Annotated in this window: 13 protein-coding genes and 1 pseudogene; 9 read left to right on the top strand and 5 right to left on the bottom strand. The window is 74.1% G+C overall.

The genetic code is table 11. The features are described 5' to 3' along the window. Nucleotides 1-7: 7 nt before the first annotated feature. Nucleotides 8-1,105, bottom strand: a complete 1,098-nt coding sequence (locus tag AFE02nite_RS04375) for a tellurite resistance/C4-dicarboxylate transporter family protein (RefSeq protein ID WP_052113681.1) — start codon at nt 1,103-1,105, stop codon at nt 8-10. A 56-nt stretch (nt 1,106-1,161) separates the two neighbouring features. On the opposite strand from AFE02nite_RS04375, the gene AFE02nite_RS04370 reads away from it, so the two are divergent. From AFE02nite_RS04370 to AFE02nite_RS04360, 3 genes and pseudogenes are all read left to right on the top strand, one after another. Next, the gene (locus AFE02nite_RS04370; RefSeq protein ID WP_407643066.1) at nt 1,162-2,115 is read left to right on the top strand and encodes a TrmH family RNA methyltransferase; all 954 of its coding nucleotides are present in this window, start codon (nt 1,162-1,164) and stop codon (nt 2,113-2,115) included. 37 nt (nt 2,116-2,152) lie between these two features. Continuing rightward, nucleotides 2,153-3,391 carry a hypothetical protein gene (locus AFE02nite_RS04365; RefSeq protein ID WP_052113680.1) on the top strand — a complete coding sequence of 413 codons (1,239 nt, stop codon included), beginning with the start codon at nt 2,153-2,155 and terminating at the stop codon, nt 3,389-3,391. A 20-nt stretch (nt 3,392-3,411) separates the two neighbouring features. Further along, nucleotides 3,412-3,822: pseudogene (locus tag AFE02nite_RS04360) on the top strand (TrmH family RNA methyltransferase); the annotation flags it as partial. Between the two features lie 119 nt (nt 3,823-3,941). Here AFE02nite_RS04360 and AFE02nite_RS17580 read toward each other — a convergent pair. Then, nucleotides 3,942-4,562, bottom strand: coding sequence for a CGNR zinc finger domain-containing protein (locus AFE02nite_RS17580; protein ID WP_052113679.1), 621 nt, complete (start codon nt 4,560-4,562; stop codon nt 3,942-3,944). A 122-nt stretch (nt 4,563-4,684) separates the two neighbouring features. Between AFE02nite_RS17580 and AFE02nite_RS04350 the strand changes: the two genes are divergently transcribed. Then, complete coding sequence (locus tag AFE02nite_RS04350) at nt 4,685-4,882, top strand: hypothetical protein (protein ID WP_034246149.1); 198 nt, start codon at nt 4,685-4,687, stop codon at nt 4,880-4,882. A gap of 89 nt (nt 4,883-4,971) precedes the next feature. Here the strand turns inward: AFE02nite_RS04350 and AFE02nite_RS04345 are convergent, their stop codons facing one another. Continuing rightward, nucleotides 4,972-6,384: an FAD-binding oxidoreductase gene (locus tag AFE02nite_RS04345; protein ID WP_186814458.1), complete on the bottom strand. Its 1,413-nt coding sequence runs from the start codon at nt 6,382-6,384 to the stop codon at nt 4,972-4,974. Between the two features lie 144 nt (nt 6,385-6,528). Between AFE02nite_RS04345 and AFE02nite_RS04340 the strand changes: the two genes are divergently transcribed. Continuing rightward, nucleotides 6,529-7,665: a helix-turn-helix transcriptional regulator gene (locus AFE02nite_RS04340; protein ID WP_052113677.1), complete on the top strand. Its 1,137-nt coding sequence runs from the start codon at nt 6,529-6,531 to the stop codon at nt 7,663-7,665. A 72-nt stretch (nt 7,666-7,737) separates the two neighbouring features. Continuing rightward, complete coding sequence (locus tag AFE02nite_RS04335) at nt 7,738-8,256, top strand: SRPBCC family protein (protein ID WP_052113676.1); 519 nt, start codon at nt 7,738-7,740, stop codon at nt 8,254-8,256. A gap of 15 nt (nt 8,257-8,271) precedes the next feature. Here AFE02nite_RS04335 and AFE02nite_RS04330 read toward each other — a convergent pair whose 3' ends face one another. Next, nucleotides 8,272-8,796, bottom strand: a complete 525-nt coding sequence (locus tag AFE02nite_RS04330) for a YbhB/YbcL family Raf kinase inhibitor-like protein (protein ID WP_034246146.1) — start codon at nt 8,794-8,796, stop codon at nt 8,272-8,274. Nucleotides 8,797-9,001: 205 nt separating this feature from the next. On the opposite strand from AFE02nite_RS04330, the gene AFE02nite_RS04325 reads away from it, so the two are divergent. From AFE02nite_RS04325 to AFE02nite_RS04315, 3 genes are read left to right on the top strand one after another with little or no spacing between them, the layout of a single operon-like run. Beyond that, entirely contained in the window at nt 9,002-9,853 is an 852-nt protein-coding gene (locus AFE02nite_RS04325; RefSeq protein WP_146819122.1) for a hypothetical protein, read from the top strand. Continuing rightward, the gene (locus AFE02nite_RS04320; RefSeq protein WP_146819121.1) at nt 9,850-11,520 is read left to right on the top strand and encodes a DNA polymerase Y family protein; all 1,671 of its coding nucleotides are present in this window, start codon (nt 9,850-9,852) and stop codon (nt 11,518-11,520) included. The genes AFE02nite_RS04325 and AFE02nite_RS04320 overlap by 4 nt, the downstream gene beginning before the upstream one ends. Next, a complete protein-coding gene (locus tag AFE02nite_RS04315; RefSeq protein ID WP_146819120.1) occupies nt 11,513-15,121 on the top strand; it encodes a PHP domain-containing protein in 3,609 nt (1,202 codons plus the stop codon). The genes AFE02nite_RS04320 and AFE02nite_RS04315 overlap by 8 nt, the downstream gene beginning before the upstream one ends. Here the strand turns inward: AFE02nite_RS04315 and AFE02nite_RS04310 are convergent. Further along, nucleotides 15,112-16,362, bottom strand: a complete 1,251-nt coding sequence (locus tag AFE02nite_RS04310) for an AI-2E family transporter (RefSeq protein ID WP_052113625.1) — start codon at nt 16,360-16,362, stop codon at nt 15,112-15,114. The two genes, AFE02nite_RS04315 and AFE02nite_RS04310, sit on opposite strands and share 10 nt — an antisense overlap. Between the last annotated feature and the right edge of the window lie 142 nt (nt 16,363-16,504).

The raw sequence follows: 16,504 nt of genomic DNA, 5'->3' as shown, positions 1-16,504 counted from the left end.
GGACGCATCAGCGCCGTCCCCCGCGGGCCCCACCGGTGATCCGGTCGGGGCCCGCGGGCGTGTGGGCCGGGCGCCGGAGGACGGTCCGCCACAGGTGGCGCAGCATCGCGACGAGCAGGGCCGACCACAGGGCGAACGCCACCCAGAGCCAGGCGGCACCGACGGTGCCGACGATGGGCAGGCCGTCCGCGCGGCCCAGGTAGATGCCCGCGACGGCGTACATGCCGAACGGGAACGCGATGCTCCACAACGACGACTCGTACCGCAGGGGCACGCGGTGCGTGACGTGGCGCCACCAGCCTGCCGCGACCAGAGCGGGGATCAGCCAGGTCGCGAACGCCCAGAAGCCGACGGACAGGCCGGCCACGAGCCCGCGCGTGACGTCGACCATGGGTGCGTCGGCCATCTCGACGATGCGTGCGCCCGCGAGCACGGTGATCGCCAGCGCCCCCATGGTGACCCAGTAGGGCGGCGTCAGGTCCTCGGGCAGCAGCGGGTAGAGCATCAGGCGCAGCGCGACGATGACGCCCGCGGCCGCGTAGAGGAACGCGCCGACGGACCACGACACGACGGCGAGCACCGCGAGCTCGCGCCGGCCCGTGGTGACGACGGGCTCCAGCGAGGCGGCGGCGACGGCGACCGACTGGCTCGCGACGACCCAGATGAACCATGTGCCGTTGGCGGTCGCGACGACCGGCCGCTCGCTGCGCCCGAGGACCGCGGTCCACGGCACCACGTACCCCAGGACGAGCCAGCCGACACCGGCGACGGCGAGGAGTGCGGCCGTGGCCGTGTGCGCACCCTCCATGCCGAGCCGCACGCCGAGCACGTTCGTCCCGGCCACGAACGTGAAGAAGCCGAACCCGCGGCGGGGGTCGCGAAACTCGTCGGCCACGAGCTCCCGGAATCGGGCGATCCGGAGCGCGGTCAGGGTGCCGAGCGTGGCGTACGCGAGCGCGCACACGACCAGGAGGGCCCACGAGAGGGTGTGGTGGCCGCGAAGCTCCATGCCGACGGACAGGATGCCGCTGGCCATGACGAGGGCGAAGTAGCCGGGGGCGAGCGTCGAGACGCTGCTGGCGACGCGCGCGCCGAGACCGCCCATGGAGGGAGCGTAGGTGCGGCGACCGCCCGCTGACCCCGTCCGGGCCGGGAGAATTCGTGGGTACGTCGCGCAGGCGCGACGCGCGGCAGAATCCTCGCGTGCCGATCATCCGTCTGACCGACCTCGACGACGAGCGCCTCGCCGACTACACGCGGCTGACGGACGTCGCGCTGCGCCGCCGGCTCGAGCCGGAGCGCGGGCTGTACATGGCGGAGTCGACGAAGGTCATCCTCCGGGCCCTCGAGGCCGGGCACCGGCCGCGGTCGTTCCTCATGACCGAGCGCTGGCTGCCCGAGCTCGCGGACCTGCTCGCCGACGTCGAGGCCCGGTTCGGCGACGTGCCGGTGTACGTGGGCCCGGCCGAGATCGTGGAGACCCTCACGGGCTTCCACCTGCACCGCGGTGCGCTGGCGGCGATGCAGCGCCCGGAGCTGCCCGCCGTGGCGGACCTGCTGTCCGCGGCCCGTGGGGGAGCGGGCGCACGTCGGGTGGCGGTGCTCGAGGGCATCGTCGACCACACGAACGTCGGCACCGGCTTCGGGTTTGCTGCGCCACCTCGACGCATCGCGATCTTCGAAGATGTTGTCGATCACTCGAATCTTGGAGCGGGATTCAGGAGTGCAGCAGCGCTCGGCGTCGATGCAGTGCTCGTCACACCGCGATGCGCCGACCCGCTGTACCGGCGGAGCATCCGCGTCTCGATGGGCACTGTGTTCCAGGTGCCGTGGACGCGAATCGACCCCTGGCCTGACGGCTTGGAGGAGCTACGTCTGCATGGGTTCACAGTGGCGGCGCTCGCGCTTAGCGACAGTGCCGTGCCGCTCGACGACTTCAGCGCGGCGCTTCCGGACCGTCTGGCGCTCGTCCTCGGTACCGAGGGTGACGGCCTCTCACGTCACGCCATTGACGCAGCCGATGTCGTCGTTCGTATACCCATGGCCGCCAGTGTTGACTCTCTCAATGTTGCTGCTGCGGCGGCGGTAGCGTTCTGGGAGACGCGACCGAAGTAGGCCCAGGCCCGTGGCGCGCCGGACTATAGTCCGCCTCATGTCGAGCGACGACGCCAGCGAAGCTCCAACTGAGAACGGCGAGAACGGCGACGGTGCCGTTGAGAAGAAGGCCAGGAGACGGCGAGAGCGCTCGTTTCCCGGGACATCCTTCGCGGAGGCTCTCTTCATCGCCGACGCGATCCAGAAGCACGGCGCGGGCCAACAGATCCGCAGGCTCACCCTCCTGGAGGCCGTCGAGCGGTCACCGGACAGCAGCCTCACGCGGAAACTCATCACGGCGAGCGCGCAGTATGGGATCACCACGGGAAGCTACAAGGCCGAGTTCCTGGACCTGACCGACAAGGGTCGCCTCGCCACTGACGCGCTTGTCCCGGCAGCCTCCCGACTCAAGGCGCGCATCCAGCTCGCAATCATGGAGGTCCCTCCATTCAAGGCGGTGTTCGAGAAGTACAAGAGCAGTCGCTTGCCCAGCGTGCAAGTCCTAAGGGACGCAATGGCGGATGCAGGCGTCGACGAGGCAGAAGTTGCCGAGGCGGTGGAGACGTTCCTTGCGAACGCCCGGGATCTGGGTCTGATCCGAACCATTGGGGGGTCGGAGCACCTCGTCTCGGCAGAAGATGTCTTGGACCGCCTGCCTGACGCGAGCGAGGAAGACGCCATCGTGACTGGTCGCGCGAGCGGCGGTGACACAACGCCTGAGCGTGCGGCGGCGGTCACTGCCTCACCCGAGCCTCAGCCAGCGGTGACTGCTAGGACTGACCTTCAAGGCACCTGCTTCGTTGTGTCTCCGATCGGGGCCGAGGACTCTGAGCAACGGTTGCATGCCGACCTGGTCCTCTCGTCGCTCATCGAACCGGCGCTGCGCGAGTTGGGTCTTGAGCCTGTGCGGGCCGACCAGATCAGCAAGCCTGGCATGATTACCGGCCAAGTAATCGATCACCTTGCGCGCGCAAAGATGGTAATCGCCGACCTGAGCTTCGGTAATCCCAACGTCTACTACGAGCTTGCCCTCAGGCACGCAACTCGGAAGCCGGTCGTCCAGATCATCCGGTCAGCGGATACCCTTCCCTTCGACGTTGGGCAGTTCAGAACCGTCGTCATTGACATGTCGAGCATCTATACGCTCGTCCCGAAACTAGACCTTCATCGCCAGGAGATCGCCCGCCAGTGCCGAGCGGCGATGGAGGACGGTGAAGCGGCCGAGAGTCCTCTCTCTCGCTTCTACCCGAGTTTCTGGGAGTATGTCCCTAGCTCGAAGAGGAGCGGCGCGAAGTAGGTCGCGCACCAAAGTCGAACAACGTCGGCGCCGTCTTCCGGTCGGCGGCGGCGCTCGGCGTCGACGCGGTCCTCGTCTCGCCGGACTGCGCGGACCCGCTCTACCGCCGCAGCGTCCGGGTGTCGATGGGCACCGTCTTCCAGGTGCCGTGGACGCGACTGGAGCCGTGGCCGGACGGGCTGGGTGACCTGCGCGCGGCGGGCTTCACGGTCGCGGCGCTCGCGCTCGCGGACGACGCCGTCACGCTCGACGAGCTGGTCGCCTCGCCACCCGAGCGGCTGGCTCTGCTGCTGGGCACGGAGGGCGACGGCCTGAGCCGGCGCGCGGTGGCGGCGTCCGACGTCGTCGTGCGGATCCCGATGGCCGGCGGAGTGGACTCGCTCAACGTCGCGGCGGCATCCGCCGTGGCGTTCTGGGCGACGCGCGCCTGACCCGTCCAGGGCGGTCGTCGATCTCCCGGCGATAACCCCTGGACTTCGAGCGCGCTCGAATTCCTACGGTCGTGATCATGACGCACATGACCGACCCGACCGGGCCCGTCGTTGGCCGCTCAGCGGTCGGCGACGCGGCTCGCCCGGCGCTTCTCTGTGAGCCGCCGGGCCTTGGCGGTGTTCCCGCAGTCGGCCATGCTGCACCAGCGTCGGCTGTTGTTCTTCGACGTGTCGACGAAGAGGTAGTTGCAGCCGTCCTCGGAGGCGCACACCTTCACGCGGCCCAGCGGCCCGCCCGTGACCAGCTCGATCGCGGAGCGGGCCACGAGCCAGCGGGGCAGGCGCAGATCGGGCTCCCACGTCCAGTCGAAGCCGCGCTCGGAGTGCTGGAGCCGCCCGTGCGCGAGGGCCTCGGCGTGCACCGCCTGGATCGCCGCCAGCGGCGCGTCGTCGGTGCGTCCGGCGGTCGCGAGCCCGTGGAACACGGTGAACTCGGCGCGCAGCAGTTCGACCATGCGGCGCACCTCGTCGGCGGCGTCCTCGGGGGCGCCGGCGGCCGCCGACGCGAGCTCCGCGGCGACGGCGGGGGAGAGCCCGCCCGCGTCGCGGACCCAGTCGAGCACCTGCGCGTACGTGTACGCGGCCTCCTCGCGCGTGTCCACGAGGTTGACCACGTCGAGGCAGAACCACTCGCGGCCCTCGCCGGTCGTGGCGCGGGCGGGTGCGGCCGTGCTCTCCAACGGTCCTCCCGGGGCTCGTGATGGCGCGTGACGCAGAACTGCTACCAATAAAACGTAGATCGCTGGTAGCACAACCGCTACGATTCCAGCATAGCGGTGATGAGTGGTAGCAGGAGGATGAGATGAACGAAGGACTGGCCCTCGTGGCCGTCGAGGCTTCATGGGCCCTGTCGCACTCGGCCCTGCCGGGAGCCCCCGTGGTCCCGGACGAGCGGCGTGGGCGGCGCCGCAGCATCGCCGCCCGGGCGCGTCTCGCCCGGGTGCTGTACCGGGCGGCCGAGGCGCTCGAGCGACCGTCCCTGCAGGCGTCGACGTGCTAGTGCTCCAGACGGGCGCAGGCCCCGCGCGTCGGGCGTGACGTGCGGGGCCTGCGTCCCTCCGGGGGATGCCGCTTCGGCAGGTGGCGGCGTCAGGCCTGCGGGATCGGACGGTTGGAGCGGACGACGCCGTCGGGGTCGACGGCGGCCTTGACCGCCCGCAGCCGGGCCAGGAGCGGCCCGTCGTAGCAGCGGGCCATCGACTCCCCGCGGTCCAGGAACGTCAGGACCGAGCGGCCCGTGGACCACGGGCCGAGCGCCGCGACGACGGCGTCGAGCTGGGCGTCCACGACGCCGGCGAGCTCGGGTACCGGGACGATGCCCATCGCCGCGAACGAGTACGGCTCGGCGATCGGCCCGGCGACGGCGCTCGACCGGCGCTCGGCGAGCGCGCCGCCCAGGTGCCGGATGCTGCCGCCCGCGAGGACGGTGCCGGTACCGACGCCGATCTGCGCCAGCAGGGCGTCGACGGCGGCGTCGTCGAGGGTGTGCAGCAAGGTCCCGGCCATGACGGCGGGCGTGGGGTCGACGGGCTCCTCGGCGATCATGCCGAGCTGGCCGGGGGTGATCGCGCGGACCTCGTCGCGCAGCACGGGGCCCGCCTCGCGCAGGGGCGCGACGAGCGCGTCGAGCGCGTCGGCGTCGCCCAGGAAGCAGGCGGTGACCATCGCGAACGACTGCCCGCGCATCGGCTCGGGGACGAACGGGGCGTCCGGCAGGTGCATGAGGTTCGCCCACAGGGTGAGCTCGCGGGGCGCCGTGCGGGTCACGGCGGCGAACGCGCGGAGCACCGACGCCGCGGCGTCGCCGGGGAACGCGAGGGTCGCGGCCGCGAGCTCCGGGACGGGGAAGAGGTCCAGCTCCACGGCCGTGACGACGGCGAGGTCGCCGCCCCCACCGCGCAGAGCCCACATCAGGTCGGGGTCGCTGGCGTCGGTGACCCAGCGGTGCTGGCCCTCGGCGTCGACGACCTCGAACGAGCGGACGGCGTCCGACCCGCGACCGAACGCGCGGCCGAGCCAGCCGATGCCGCCGCCCAGGCAGAGCCCGACGACCGTCACGTCCGGGTTCGAGCCGACGAGGCCGCTGAGGCCCGTGCCGTCCAGGGCGGCCTGGAGGGCGCCCCACTTCACGCCCGCGCCCACGCGGGCGACCCGCGCGTCGGCGTCGATCCAGATGTCGTCCAGGGCGCCCGTGCGCAGGAGGATCGTGCCGTCGGACGCGCGCGACGCGCCGTGCCCGCCGGGCTGCGCGGCCACGGCGAGGCCGTGCGCGGCGGCATACCGGACGGTCGTGACGACGTCGTCGGCGCCGGCGGCCACGACGATGGCGGCCGGCTGCTGGTCCACGACGACGTTCCAGGGCATGCGGTGCGCGTCCCAGTCGGCGTCGGCCGACGTGACGAGACGGCCGGTCAGCCCTCCCGCGAGGTCGGTGAGGTCCCCTGGTGCGGGGTCGGCCGCGTGGCGGCCCTGGGAGCCGGTGGGCTCGGAGATGAGAGTCATGGTCGCCGATCCTGCGTCGCCGCCGTCGCGCGCGACCATCCCATCGCCGTGGGGAGCGTGCCCCCCAGGAACCTGGGGGGACAGGCGACTCATGATCGGCGGGGATTGGTTTTAACCGGGCACAAGCGCACAATTGCCGACGTGGTGACCTTGCGGACTGAGCCGGTCCGCCGTGGGCTCGAGGCGCTCGCCCGCTCCGGACTGGAGTGGACGGCGTTCTCCCGTGGCGCCCTCGAGCTGCTCGCCGCGGCGGTCCCGTTCGAGGCCGGCTGCATGGGACCGGCCGACCCGGCGACCGGCCTGCTCACGGGGTCGGCGAAGGTGCACCTGCCCGACACCCGGGACCTCGAGTTCTTCCAGCACGAGTACCTGCTCGACGAGGTCAACCTCTTCACCGACCTCGCGCGCCGCCCCTCGCACGTCGGCGTGCTCGCGGACGACGCCGGCGGGGACCCCGCGCGCAGCTCGCGCCACCGCGACTACTTCGTCCCGTACTACGGGCTGCGCCACGAGATGCGGGCCGCCGCGGTCGCCGACGGCCGGATGTGGGGCCACCTGGCCCTCTACCGCACCGACCGGCCGAGCGGGTTCAGCCCCGCGGAGGCCGACTTCCTCGCCCGGGTGGTTCCGTCGCTCGCGCACGGCCTGCGTGCCGGGCTCGTGGCGGACGTGGCGAGGGCGGCCGGCACCCCCGCCGGTGCGGTGGCGGACGGTCCCGCCGTGCTCGTGGTCGACCCGTCGGACGGGGTCGCGCAGGTCACGGCGTCGGCGGAGGCGCGGATCGAGGAGCTGGGCGGGTCGGCGTGGGGCGTGCTGCCGACGCCGGTGGGGGCGATCGTCGCCGCCGCGCGTCGGGCCGGGCGGGACGACGGCGGCGGGCTGCCCCGCCTGCGCGTGCGGGCGCCGTCGGGCAGGTGGTTGGTGGTGCACGCCTCGCCGCTCGCCGCACGTGACGGGGTGGGCCGCCAGGTGGTGGTGACGATCGAGGACGCGCGGCCGGCCGAGGTGGTGCCTCTGGTGCTCGCGGCGCTCGGTCTGACCGCACGCGAGCGGTCGGTGGTCGCGGCGGTGCTCGCCGGGGCCGGGACGCGCGAGATCGCGGCGCGGCTGCACCTGTCGCCGTGGACGGTGCAGGACCACCTGAAGTCGGTGTTCGAGAAGGCGGGCGTCGGCAGTCGGCGCGAGCTCGTCGCGCGCGTGTTCTTCGACCGGCACGCCGCGCCTCCGGCCGCGGACGCGGAGTCCGCCGTGGACGCACACTCGGCGGCGTGGCCCGCCTGAGCCTGCGCGACGAGGGCGGCGGCGGGACCTACGACCGTCGAGACCGTGGAAATCCGGGCGGACGATCGGTGGATGGCCGACCTCCTGCCCAGGCCGGCCCGCCGGGGGAGCGCCCAGGCGGGCCGCCGACCCCTCGACGCGCGGGCGGCGCCCACCTCCGTGGCGCCCTTGCGCGTGCGCGTGCTGGTCGCTCGCCCGCGGGACCACGTGGTCGACGTGTTCGCCCGTCGGCTCGGCACGTGGTGGCCCGTCGAGGGTCAGTGCGCGGCCCCCGAGCGGGTGGTCGACGTCCGCCTGGACCCCTGGGCCGGTGGACAGGTCGCCGAGGTCTGGGACGACGGCACGGAGCACCCGTTCGCGACGGTGCTGCGCTGGCGGCCGCCGTGCGAGATCGGCCTCGCCTGGCGCGTGCGGCCCGGTGCCGAGCTCACCGACGTCCGCGTGGGCTTCGCGGAGGCGAGCTGGGTCACGACGTGGGTCACCGTCGAGCAGACCGGCTGGGCAGGGCTCGGTGCCGACGGTCCCGGGCTGCGCGCCGAGTACCGCGAGCGGTGGGCGGACGTCCTCGGTGCGCTGCTCTGGGTGGTCTGATCCCGGACGAGCGGCTCAGTGCTGGAAGAGCGGCGTCAGGGTCGCGCGCGCCAGCGTGTGGAACACCGTCTGGAAGGCGACGCCCGTCGGGGTCGCGTCCGCGTCGACGTCCAGGCGCTCGGCGTCCAACGCGTGCACGACGAAGTAGTAGCGGTGCGCGCGGTCGCCCCGGGGTGGCGCAGCGCCGACGTAGCCGGGGAACCCGGCGTCGTTGCGGGTCTGGACCGCGCCCGCAGGCAGGTGCGAGCCGTCGCCCGCGCCGCGGGGCAGCGACGTGACGCTCGCCGGGAGGTTCGCCAGGGTCCAGTGCCAGAAGCCGGCGGGGGTGGGCGCGTCCGGGTCGTAGCAGGTGACGACGAAGCCCAGCGTGCCCTCGGGGAAACCGGACCATGCGAGCTGCGGGGAGGTGTTGCCGCCCGCAGCGGTGAACGGGGCGGGCATCATCTCGCCGTCGGTGACGTCGTCGCTGGTCAGGACGAACGACGGGACGGGGGGGAGCATCGTGTAGGGGTCCGGGGGGACCGGTCGCTCGAGGTTCATCCGTGCTCCTTCGGACGGTCGTCGTGGCGGCTCGACCCCGGCTCGACTCCGGGCTCGTCGCCCTGCCGAGGTTACCTCGCGACGCGCGTCGGGGCCCGGGATGGACGGGGTGCCGACCGGTCGGATGAGGCCGGATTGACACTCGCCGCGTGTCGGCGTTCACTGAGATACTCGAACAGGTGTTCGAGACGATCTCGGAGGGGCGATGAGTGCGATGACCGTCGGGTCGGCCGACGCGCGCACCTCGGCCACCACCTCGGAGCAGCGTGCCGCGCTCGCCCGGGCCGTGCTCGCCCGTGCCGAGCAACGGACGGGGACGGCCACGTGGGTGCGCCGACCGCCCGCCGGCGCCCGTGACGGTCTCGCTGACCGCAGCGAGGTCCTCGAGCCCACGTCCGCCGCCGACGCGCGGAGCGCGCCCCTCGAGGTCTCGGCGGCGCGGCTGCTGCCGGTGCACGCCACGCTGACCGGGCTGCTGCCCGCCGCGGGGCTCGAACGGGGCGGCACCCTGGTGGTCGGCGGCTCCACCTCGCTCGTCCTCGCGCTGCTGGCCGAGGCGTCGCGGGCCGGGAGCTGGGCGGCGTTCGTCGGGCTGCCGCGCGTCGGGGTGCTGGCCGCGCACGAGCTCGGCCTCGACCTCGCGCGCCTGGTCCTCGTCCCCGCTCCGGGGCCGGACGGTCCGACGGTCGTCGCGGCGCTGCTGGACGGCGTGGACGTGGTGGTGGTCGGCGACGTCGCGCTCACGGACGCCGACCGGCGGCGGCTGTCGGCACGGGCCCGCGAGCGGGACGCGGTGCTCGTCTCGACGACGCCGTGGCCGGGTGCCCACGTGACGCTGACCTCGCAGGTCGCGCGGTGGGAGGGTCTCGGCCGCGGTGAGGGCAGGCTGCGGGCCAGGCGGCTCACGGTGCGTGGCGGTGGGCGCGGCGCGGCGGCGCGCGGGTGGACCGCCGAGGTGGTCGTGCCGCCGCCTGCCGGTGCGACGGCCGGGACGCCCGCACGGCCGGAGCTCGGCGACGTCGTGCCCGGACCCTGGGCGGGCAGGCGGGCGGGATGACCCTCGTCGACGACGCGACGGCGGCGGTTCGCGCGGGCGGGCCCCGCGGCGGGCGAGCGGACGGGGCGCCACCCCGGACGGCCGCGCTCTGGGTGCCCGACTGGCCGGTGCTCGCCGCCATGACGGCTGCCGAGGTCCCCGCGCACGTGCCGGCCGCCGTGCACGACGGTCGTCGCGTGGTCGCGGTGTCCGCGCTGGCCCGGGCGGCCGGGGTGCGCCGGGGCATGCGCCGTCGGCACGCGCAGGAGGCCTTCCCCGGGCTCGTCCTGCTCGACGCCGACCCGGGGCGTGACGTCAGCGCGTTCGAGCCGGTGGCGGTCGCCGCGGAGACGGTGGTCTCGGGGATCGAGGTGGTCCGCCCGGGCCTCGTGCTGCTGCCGGCGCGGGGCGCGGGCCGCTACCACGGCTCGGAGGAGACGCTCGCGGGGGAGCTCGTCGACGCCGTCGCGCGACTGGCGGGCTACGAGGCGCGGGTGGGCATGGCGGACGGCGTGGGTGCCGCCGTCCTGGCCGCGCGTGCCGACCTGATCGTCCCTCCGGGCGGGACGGCGGCGTTCCTGGCCCCGCTCGGCATCGGTGAGCTGGTGCACGTCGCCGCCGGCGAACCGGGCGCCGTCGCCGAGCTCGTGGACCTGCTGGGCCGGCTCGGGCTGCGCACGCTCGGCGACCTGGCCCGGCTGCCGCGCGCCGACGTCGAGACCCGGTTCGGGGTCCTCGGTCGCTGGGCGCACCGCGTGGCCGCCGGCGACGACGACCGTCCGGCGGCGCTGCGCCGGCTCGAGCCCGACGTGGCCGTCGAGCGCGACCTGGACCCGCCGGTGGACCGGATCGAGGCCACCGCGTTCGCCGCGCGGCTGCTCGCCGAGGCGCTCCACTCCCGGATGGTCGAGCGTGGGGTCTCGTGCGGCCGGCTGCGGATCACCGCCCGGACGGAGGACGGCCAGGAGCTGATCCGGGCCTGGCGGACCGACGCGGCGCTGGGCGGCCTCGGTGTCGGGCGGATGACCGACCGGGTGCGCTGGCAGCTCGAGGGCTGGCTGACCGGCCACGCGCTCGCGCGCCCGGGTGCGGGCGGCGACCCGGCCCCGGCGCCGATCGTCAGGCTCGCGCTGTGTGCCGAGGAGGTGGCACCCGCGGGCGCCGAGCAGGGCCGGCTGTGGGGCGAGGCCAGCGGCGGTGACCTGCGTGCGCACCGGGCCGTGCACCGGATCCAGGGCCTGCTGGGGACCGACGCGGTGCTCGGCGCGGCGGTCCAGGGTGGGCGCGAGATCCGGGACCGCGTCCGCCTGACTCCGTGGGGCGAGGACCCGCCGGCCGCGCGCCCGACAGCGGCGCCCTGGCCCGGGCACCTGCCGCCTCCCGCGCCCGCGACCATCCTGGCGACGCCGCAGCTCGTCCAGGTCTGCGACGCCGACGGCCGCCGGGTCGAGGTCGACGCGCGTGGTGAGGTGAGCGGCGAGCCGGCCGTCGTGTGGTGGCCGCCCGCCGACGGCGTCGAACGCGAGGCGGCGGTGACCGGCTGGGCGGGGCCGTGGCCGATCGTGCAGCGGTGGTGGACGCCCGAGGGCAACCGCCGGGCGTACGTGCAGGCGACCCTCGACGACGGGCAGGCGGTGCTGCTCGCGCTGCGCGACGGCGTCTGGACCATCGAGGCGCTCTATGACTGAGCGCCACCCGACCGCGTACGCCGAGCTGCACGCGCACTCGGCCTTCAGCTTCCTCGACGGGGCGAGCCAGCCCGAGGACCTCGCCTACGAGGCGGCCCGGCTCGGGCTGACCGCGCTCGCGCTGACCGACCACGACGGCCTGTACGGCGTCGTGCGCTTCGCGTCGGCGGCGCGCGAGGTCGGGCTGCCGACGATCTTCGGCGCGGAGCTGCACCTGCCGGACCCCGACGGGGTGCTCGACCCGCCGACGGGCACACCCGACCCGCGGGCGACGCACCTGCTCGTGCTCGCGCGCGGGCCGGACGGGTACCGCGCGCTGTCGACGGCGATCGCGGACGCGCACCTGGCGACGGGGACCAAGGGGGCGGCGCGGTACCGCATCGAGGAGCTCGCCGCCGCGGCGGACGGCCAGTGGCTCGTGCTCACCGGATGTCGCAAGGGCGCGGTGCGGCAGGCGCTGGAGCGCGGGGTGCGACGCGACCCGCACGCGCTCGGCCGGTCCCTGGACCTGCCCGCCGCGCGTCGGGAGCTGGACCGGCTGGTCGCGCTCTTCGGCACCGGCAACGTCGCGGTCGAGGTCACCGACAGCGGCGACCCGTGGGACGGGGACCGCAACGACGCCCTGGCCACCCTCGCCGCCGACGCGCGGCTGCCGCTCGTCGCGACCGGCAACGTGCACTACGCCACCCCGCGCGATGCCGACCTCGCCGCGGCCCTCGCGGCAGTCAGGGCGCGCTCGAGCCTGGACGACGTCGACGGGTGGCTGCCCGGGGGGCCGGGGAACCACCTGCGGTCCGCGCGCGAGATGCTCGCGCGGCACCGGCGGCGGCCGCAGGCGGTGCAGGCGGCGGCCGCGCTCGCCGCCGAGTGCGCGTTCGACCTCGCGCTCGTCGCGCCGAACCTGCCGCCCTACCCGGTGCCGCCGGGGCACGACGAGGCGTCGTGGCTGCGCGAGCTCGTCCGGCGCGGCGCGCACGAGCGCTACGGCCCGCCCGGGGCCGAGCGGGTGCCGGGCGCGTACGCCCAGCTCGAGCACGAGCTGGGCATCATCGAGACGCTCGGCTTCCCGGGCTACTTCCTCGTGGTGCACGACCTCGTCTCGTTCTGCCGCGACAACGGCATCCTGTGCCAGGGCCGCGGCTCGGCCGCGAACTCGGCCGTCTGCTACGCGCTCGGGGTGACCGCCGTCGACGCCGTCCGGCATGGGCTGCTCTTCGAGCGGTTCCTCGCGCCTGAGCGCGACGGCCCGCCGGACATCGACGTGGACATCGAGGCCGGGCGCCGCGAGGAGGTCATCCAGCACGTCTACGAACGGTTCGGGCGGCGGCACGCGGCGCAGGTCGCCAACGTCATCTCCTACCGGCCGAAGTCCGCGGTGCGTGACGCCGCGCGGGCGCTCGGGTACGACGTCGGGCAGCAGGACGCCTGGAGCAAGAGCATCGAGCGATGGGGCTCGCTCAAGGGACCCGAGCCCGCGAGCGAGTGGTGGACGGTGCACCGGTCGGCACCGGTCGGCCCGACGGCGGTCGCGGAGCTGCCGAGCTGGTACGGACCGCACGGGGTGTTCGGCAAGCCCGTGGCGCCGCCGCGGGTCGTCGACCCGGTGGCTGCCGAACCGCCCGAGCGGCCGCACGGCGGGCGCCGACCTCGACCGCACGTCGACCACCCGGTCGGCGCTCCGGTCGGGCGATCGGAGGCGACGTGGACGCCGTCGCTCGCCGCGCCGGGCCGCGCGCGGGGGGAGAAGGCCCTGGTGCTCAGCGAGGACGGGCGCGACGTCGTCCCCGAGCACCGGCCGCCCGCGGCGAGCGACCTGGGGGAGATCCCCGAGGCGGTGATCGACCTGGCGGACCGGTTCCTACGACTGCCGCGGCACCTGGGCATCCACTCGGGGGGCATGGTCATGTGCGACCGGCCGGTGATCGAGGTGTGCCCGGTGGAGTGGGCGCGGATGCCGGGCCGCACGGTGCTCCAGTGGGACAAGGACGACTGCGCGGACGCCGGCCTGGTGAAGTTCGACCTGCTGGGGCTGGGCATGCTCACGGCGCTGCAGGTGGCGTTCCGGCTGGTGGAGCAGGTCGAGGGGACCCGCCTGGAGATGCACTCGCTGCCGCAGGAGGACCCGGCGGTCTACGACCTCCTGTGCGCGGCGGACACCGTGGGCGTGTTCCAGGTCGAGTCGCGCGCGCAGATGGCGACCCTGCCGCGGCTGCAGCCGCGGTGCTTCTACGACATCGTCATCGAGGTCGCGCTGATCCGGCCGGGCCCGATCCAGGGCGGGTCGGTGCACCCGTACATCAACCGGGTGCGCGGCCGGGAGCCCGTGACCTACCTGCACCCGCTGCTGGAGAAGTCGCTCGCCAAGACCAAGGGCGTGCCGCTGTTCCAGGAGCAGCTCATGCAGATGGCGATCGACGTCGCCGGGTTCAGCGGCGCGGAGGCCGACCAGCTCCGGCGCGCGATGGGCTCCAAGCGCTCGATCGAGAAGATGGAGCGGCTGCGGGCGCGGCTGATGGCGGGGATGGCTGCCAACGGCGTCACGCCCGACGTGTCCGAGCAGATCTACGACAAGCTCAAGGCGTTCGCGGACTTCGGGTTCCCCGAGTCGCACGCGTACTCGTTCGCCTACCTCGTCTACGCCAGCGCCTGGCTCAAGGTGCACCACCCGGCCGCCTTCTACGCGGGTCTGCTGGCGGCGCAGCCGATGGGCTTCTACTCCCCGCAGTCGCTCGCGGCCGACGCGCGGCGGCACGGGGTGGCGGTGCTGCGCCCAGACGTGCAGCTCTCGGGGGCGAAGGCCGTCGTCGAGCGGACCGGTGACGACGGCACGGGCAGCGCGCCCGAGCGGCCGGGCGACACCGTCCCGCACCTGGCGGCGCTCGTGCGCGCAGACCCGGCGCTGGCGGTGCGGATGGGGCTGGACTCGGTGCGGGGGATCGGGGCGGACGTGGCGGCGGCCATGGTGGCCGAGCGGGACTCGGGCGGCCCGTTCGCGGACCTGCGCGACCTCGTCCGACGGGTGCGGCTCACGACGCGGCAGATCGAGGCCCTGGCGACGGCGGGTGCGCTCGGCTGCTTCGGCATCGAGCGCCGCGCGGGCCTGTGGGCGGCCGGCGCGCTCGCGCAGGAGGGCCCCGACACGCTGCCGGGGGTCGCCGTCGGCGTGGACGCGCCGACGCTGCCGGGGATGAGCGAGGTGGAGGCGGCCATGGCGGACGTCTGGGCGACGGGCGTCTCGCCCGACTCCTACCCCACCCAGTACGTGCGCGACGGGCTGGTGCGCGGCGGCGTCATCACGGTGGAGGAGGCGATGGTCGGCCGCGAGGGATCCCGGGTGGCGGTGGCCGGCGTCGTCACGCACCGGCAGCGTCCGGGGACCGCCCAGGGCGTGACCTTCCTGTCGCTGGAGGACGAGACGGGCCTGCTCAACGTCATCTGCTCGGCGGGCCTCTGGAAGCGGTTCCGGACGGTCGCGCGCACGGCGGCGGCGATGGTGGTGCGCGGCCGCCTGGAGCGGGCCGACGGCGCCACGAACCTCATGGCCGAGCACCTGGCGCCGCTGTCGCTGCAGATCCCGACGGCGTCGCGCGACTACCGCTGAGTGCCGTCCGCGATCTCCTCGACGGCTTCCTCGACACCGTCCTTGTCGAGCTCGGAGAAGTCCGTCGGCGGGTCGACGGTGCGCAGGAGCGAGAACACCGACCACGCCACCGCCACGAGCGGCACCGCGATGACCGCGCCGAGGATGCCGGCGATGAGGGTGCCGGCGGTCACCACGAGCGCCACGACCACCGGGTGCAGGGAGACCTGCTTGCCCATCACGAGCGGCTCGAGCACGTGGCCCTCGAACTGGCCGATGAGCGCGATCGCGATGCCCACGAACACCGCGTTCCAGATGCCGTTCGCGGCCAGCGCCACGACCATCGCGATGACCATCGCCAGCGGCGCGCCGATGAGCGGGATGAACGCGCCGATGAACACGAGCACGGCGAGCGGCGCGGCCAGGGGCACCCCGAGGACGAGCAGGATGATCACGGCGAGGACGCCGTCGGCGCCGGCCACCAGGAACGTGCCGCGGGTGTAGCCGGAGAACGTGTACCAGGCGGCCCCGCCGCCCAGGTACCAGGACTCGCGGTGCCGCGCGGGGATCTGGTTCAGGAACCACTCCCACATCTCCTTGCCTCGCAGCAGGAAGAAGACCGTGAGGAAGGTGGCCAGCGCGAGGACGGCGAAGACCTGGCCGACCGACCCGACGCTCGCCCACGCCTGCGAGGCGATGGTGCCGCTGTTCTCGGAGACCCACTTCTGGCCGTTGGCGATCCAGTCCTGCACGTCCTCGTTCGTGACGGTGATGTGCAGGGGCGACTGCTCGAGGGTGTTGAGGATCTCGCCGATGCCGTCGTTGAACTGGTTGCCCAGGTCCTCCCACTGGCCGGCCACGGAGAACCCGACGTAGGTGAGCAGGCCCGCGAACACGGCGACGGCGAAGATCATCGAGAACGGTGTGGCGACGCCGCGAGGCACCCACCGTGACAGGAGGTTCACCAGCGGTCGCAGGACGGCCGTGAAGACGAGCGCCAGGAACACGGAGATGAAGACGATGAGCACGCGGTTCGTCGCGAAGGCCACCATGCCGACGGCGATGACGACGACGATGAGCCGCCACGACCAGCCGGCGGCCGTGCGCAGCCAGTGCGGCGTGTCCTCGTCGTAGCCGACGACGCTCGGGTTCCGCCGGGCGCCCGCGACCTTCTTGGCCGCGGGGGTCGCCCCGACGAGGTGCCGGGTCGATGCGCGGGGGCGCTCCGGCTCGAGCGGACTGGCGTCGTCACGGTCGGCCATGCGCACCTCCTGTGGGGTTCGACACACCGGAGGGCCGGATGCGTGGTCCGGGCCCTCGAGCGCCAGTCTGCCCCACGGGCCGTGGTCCATGAGGGCCGCCGCACCGTGCTATGTTGTCTGCCGCGCTGAGAGCCCCGACGGG

This window comes from Actinotalea fermentans, from assembly GCF_007991475.1.
Lineage (GTDB): Bacteria > Actinomycetota > Actinomycetes > Actinomycetales > Cellulomonadaceae > Actinotalea > Actinotalea fermentans.
This window is presented reverse-complemented; position numbering and strand designations above follow the sequence as displayed.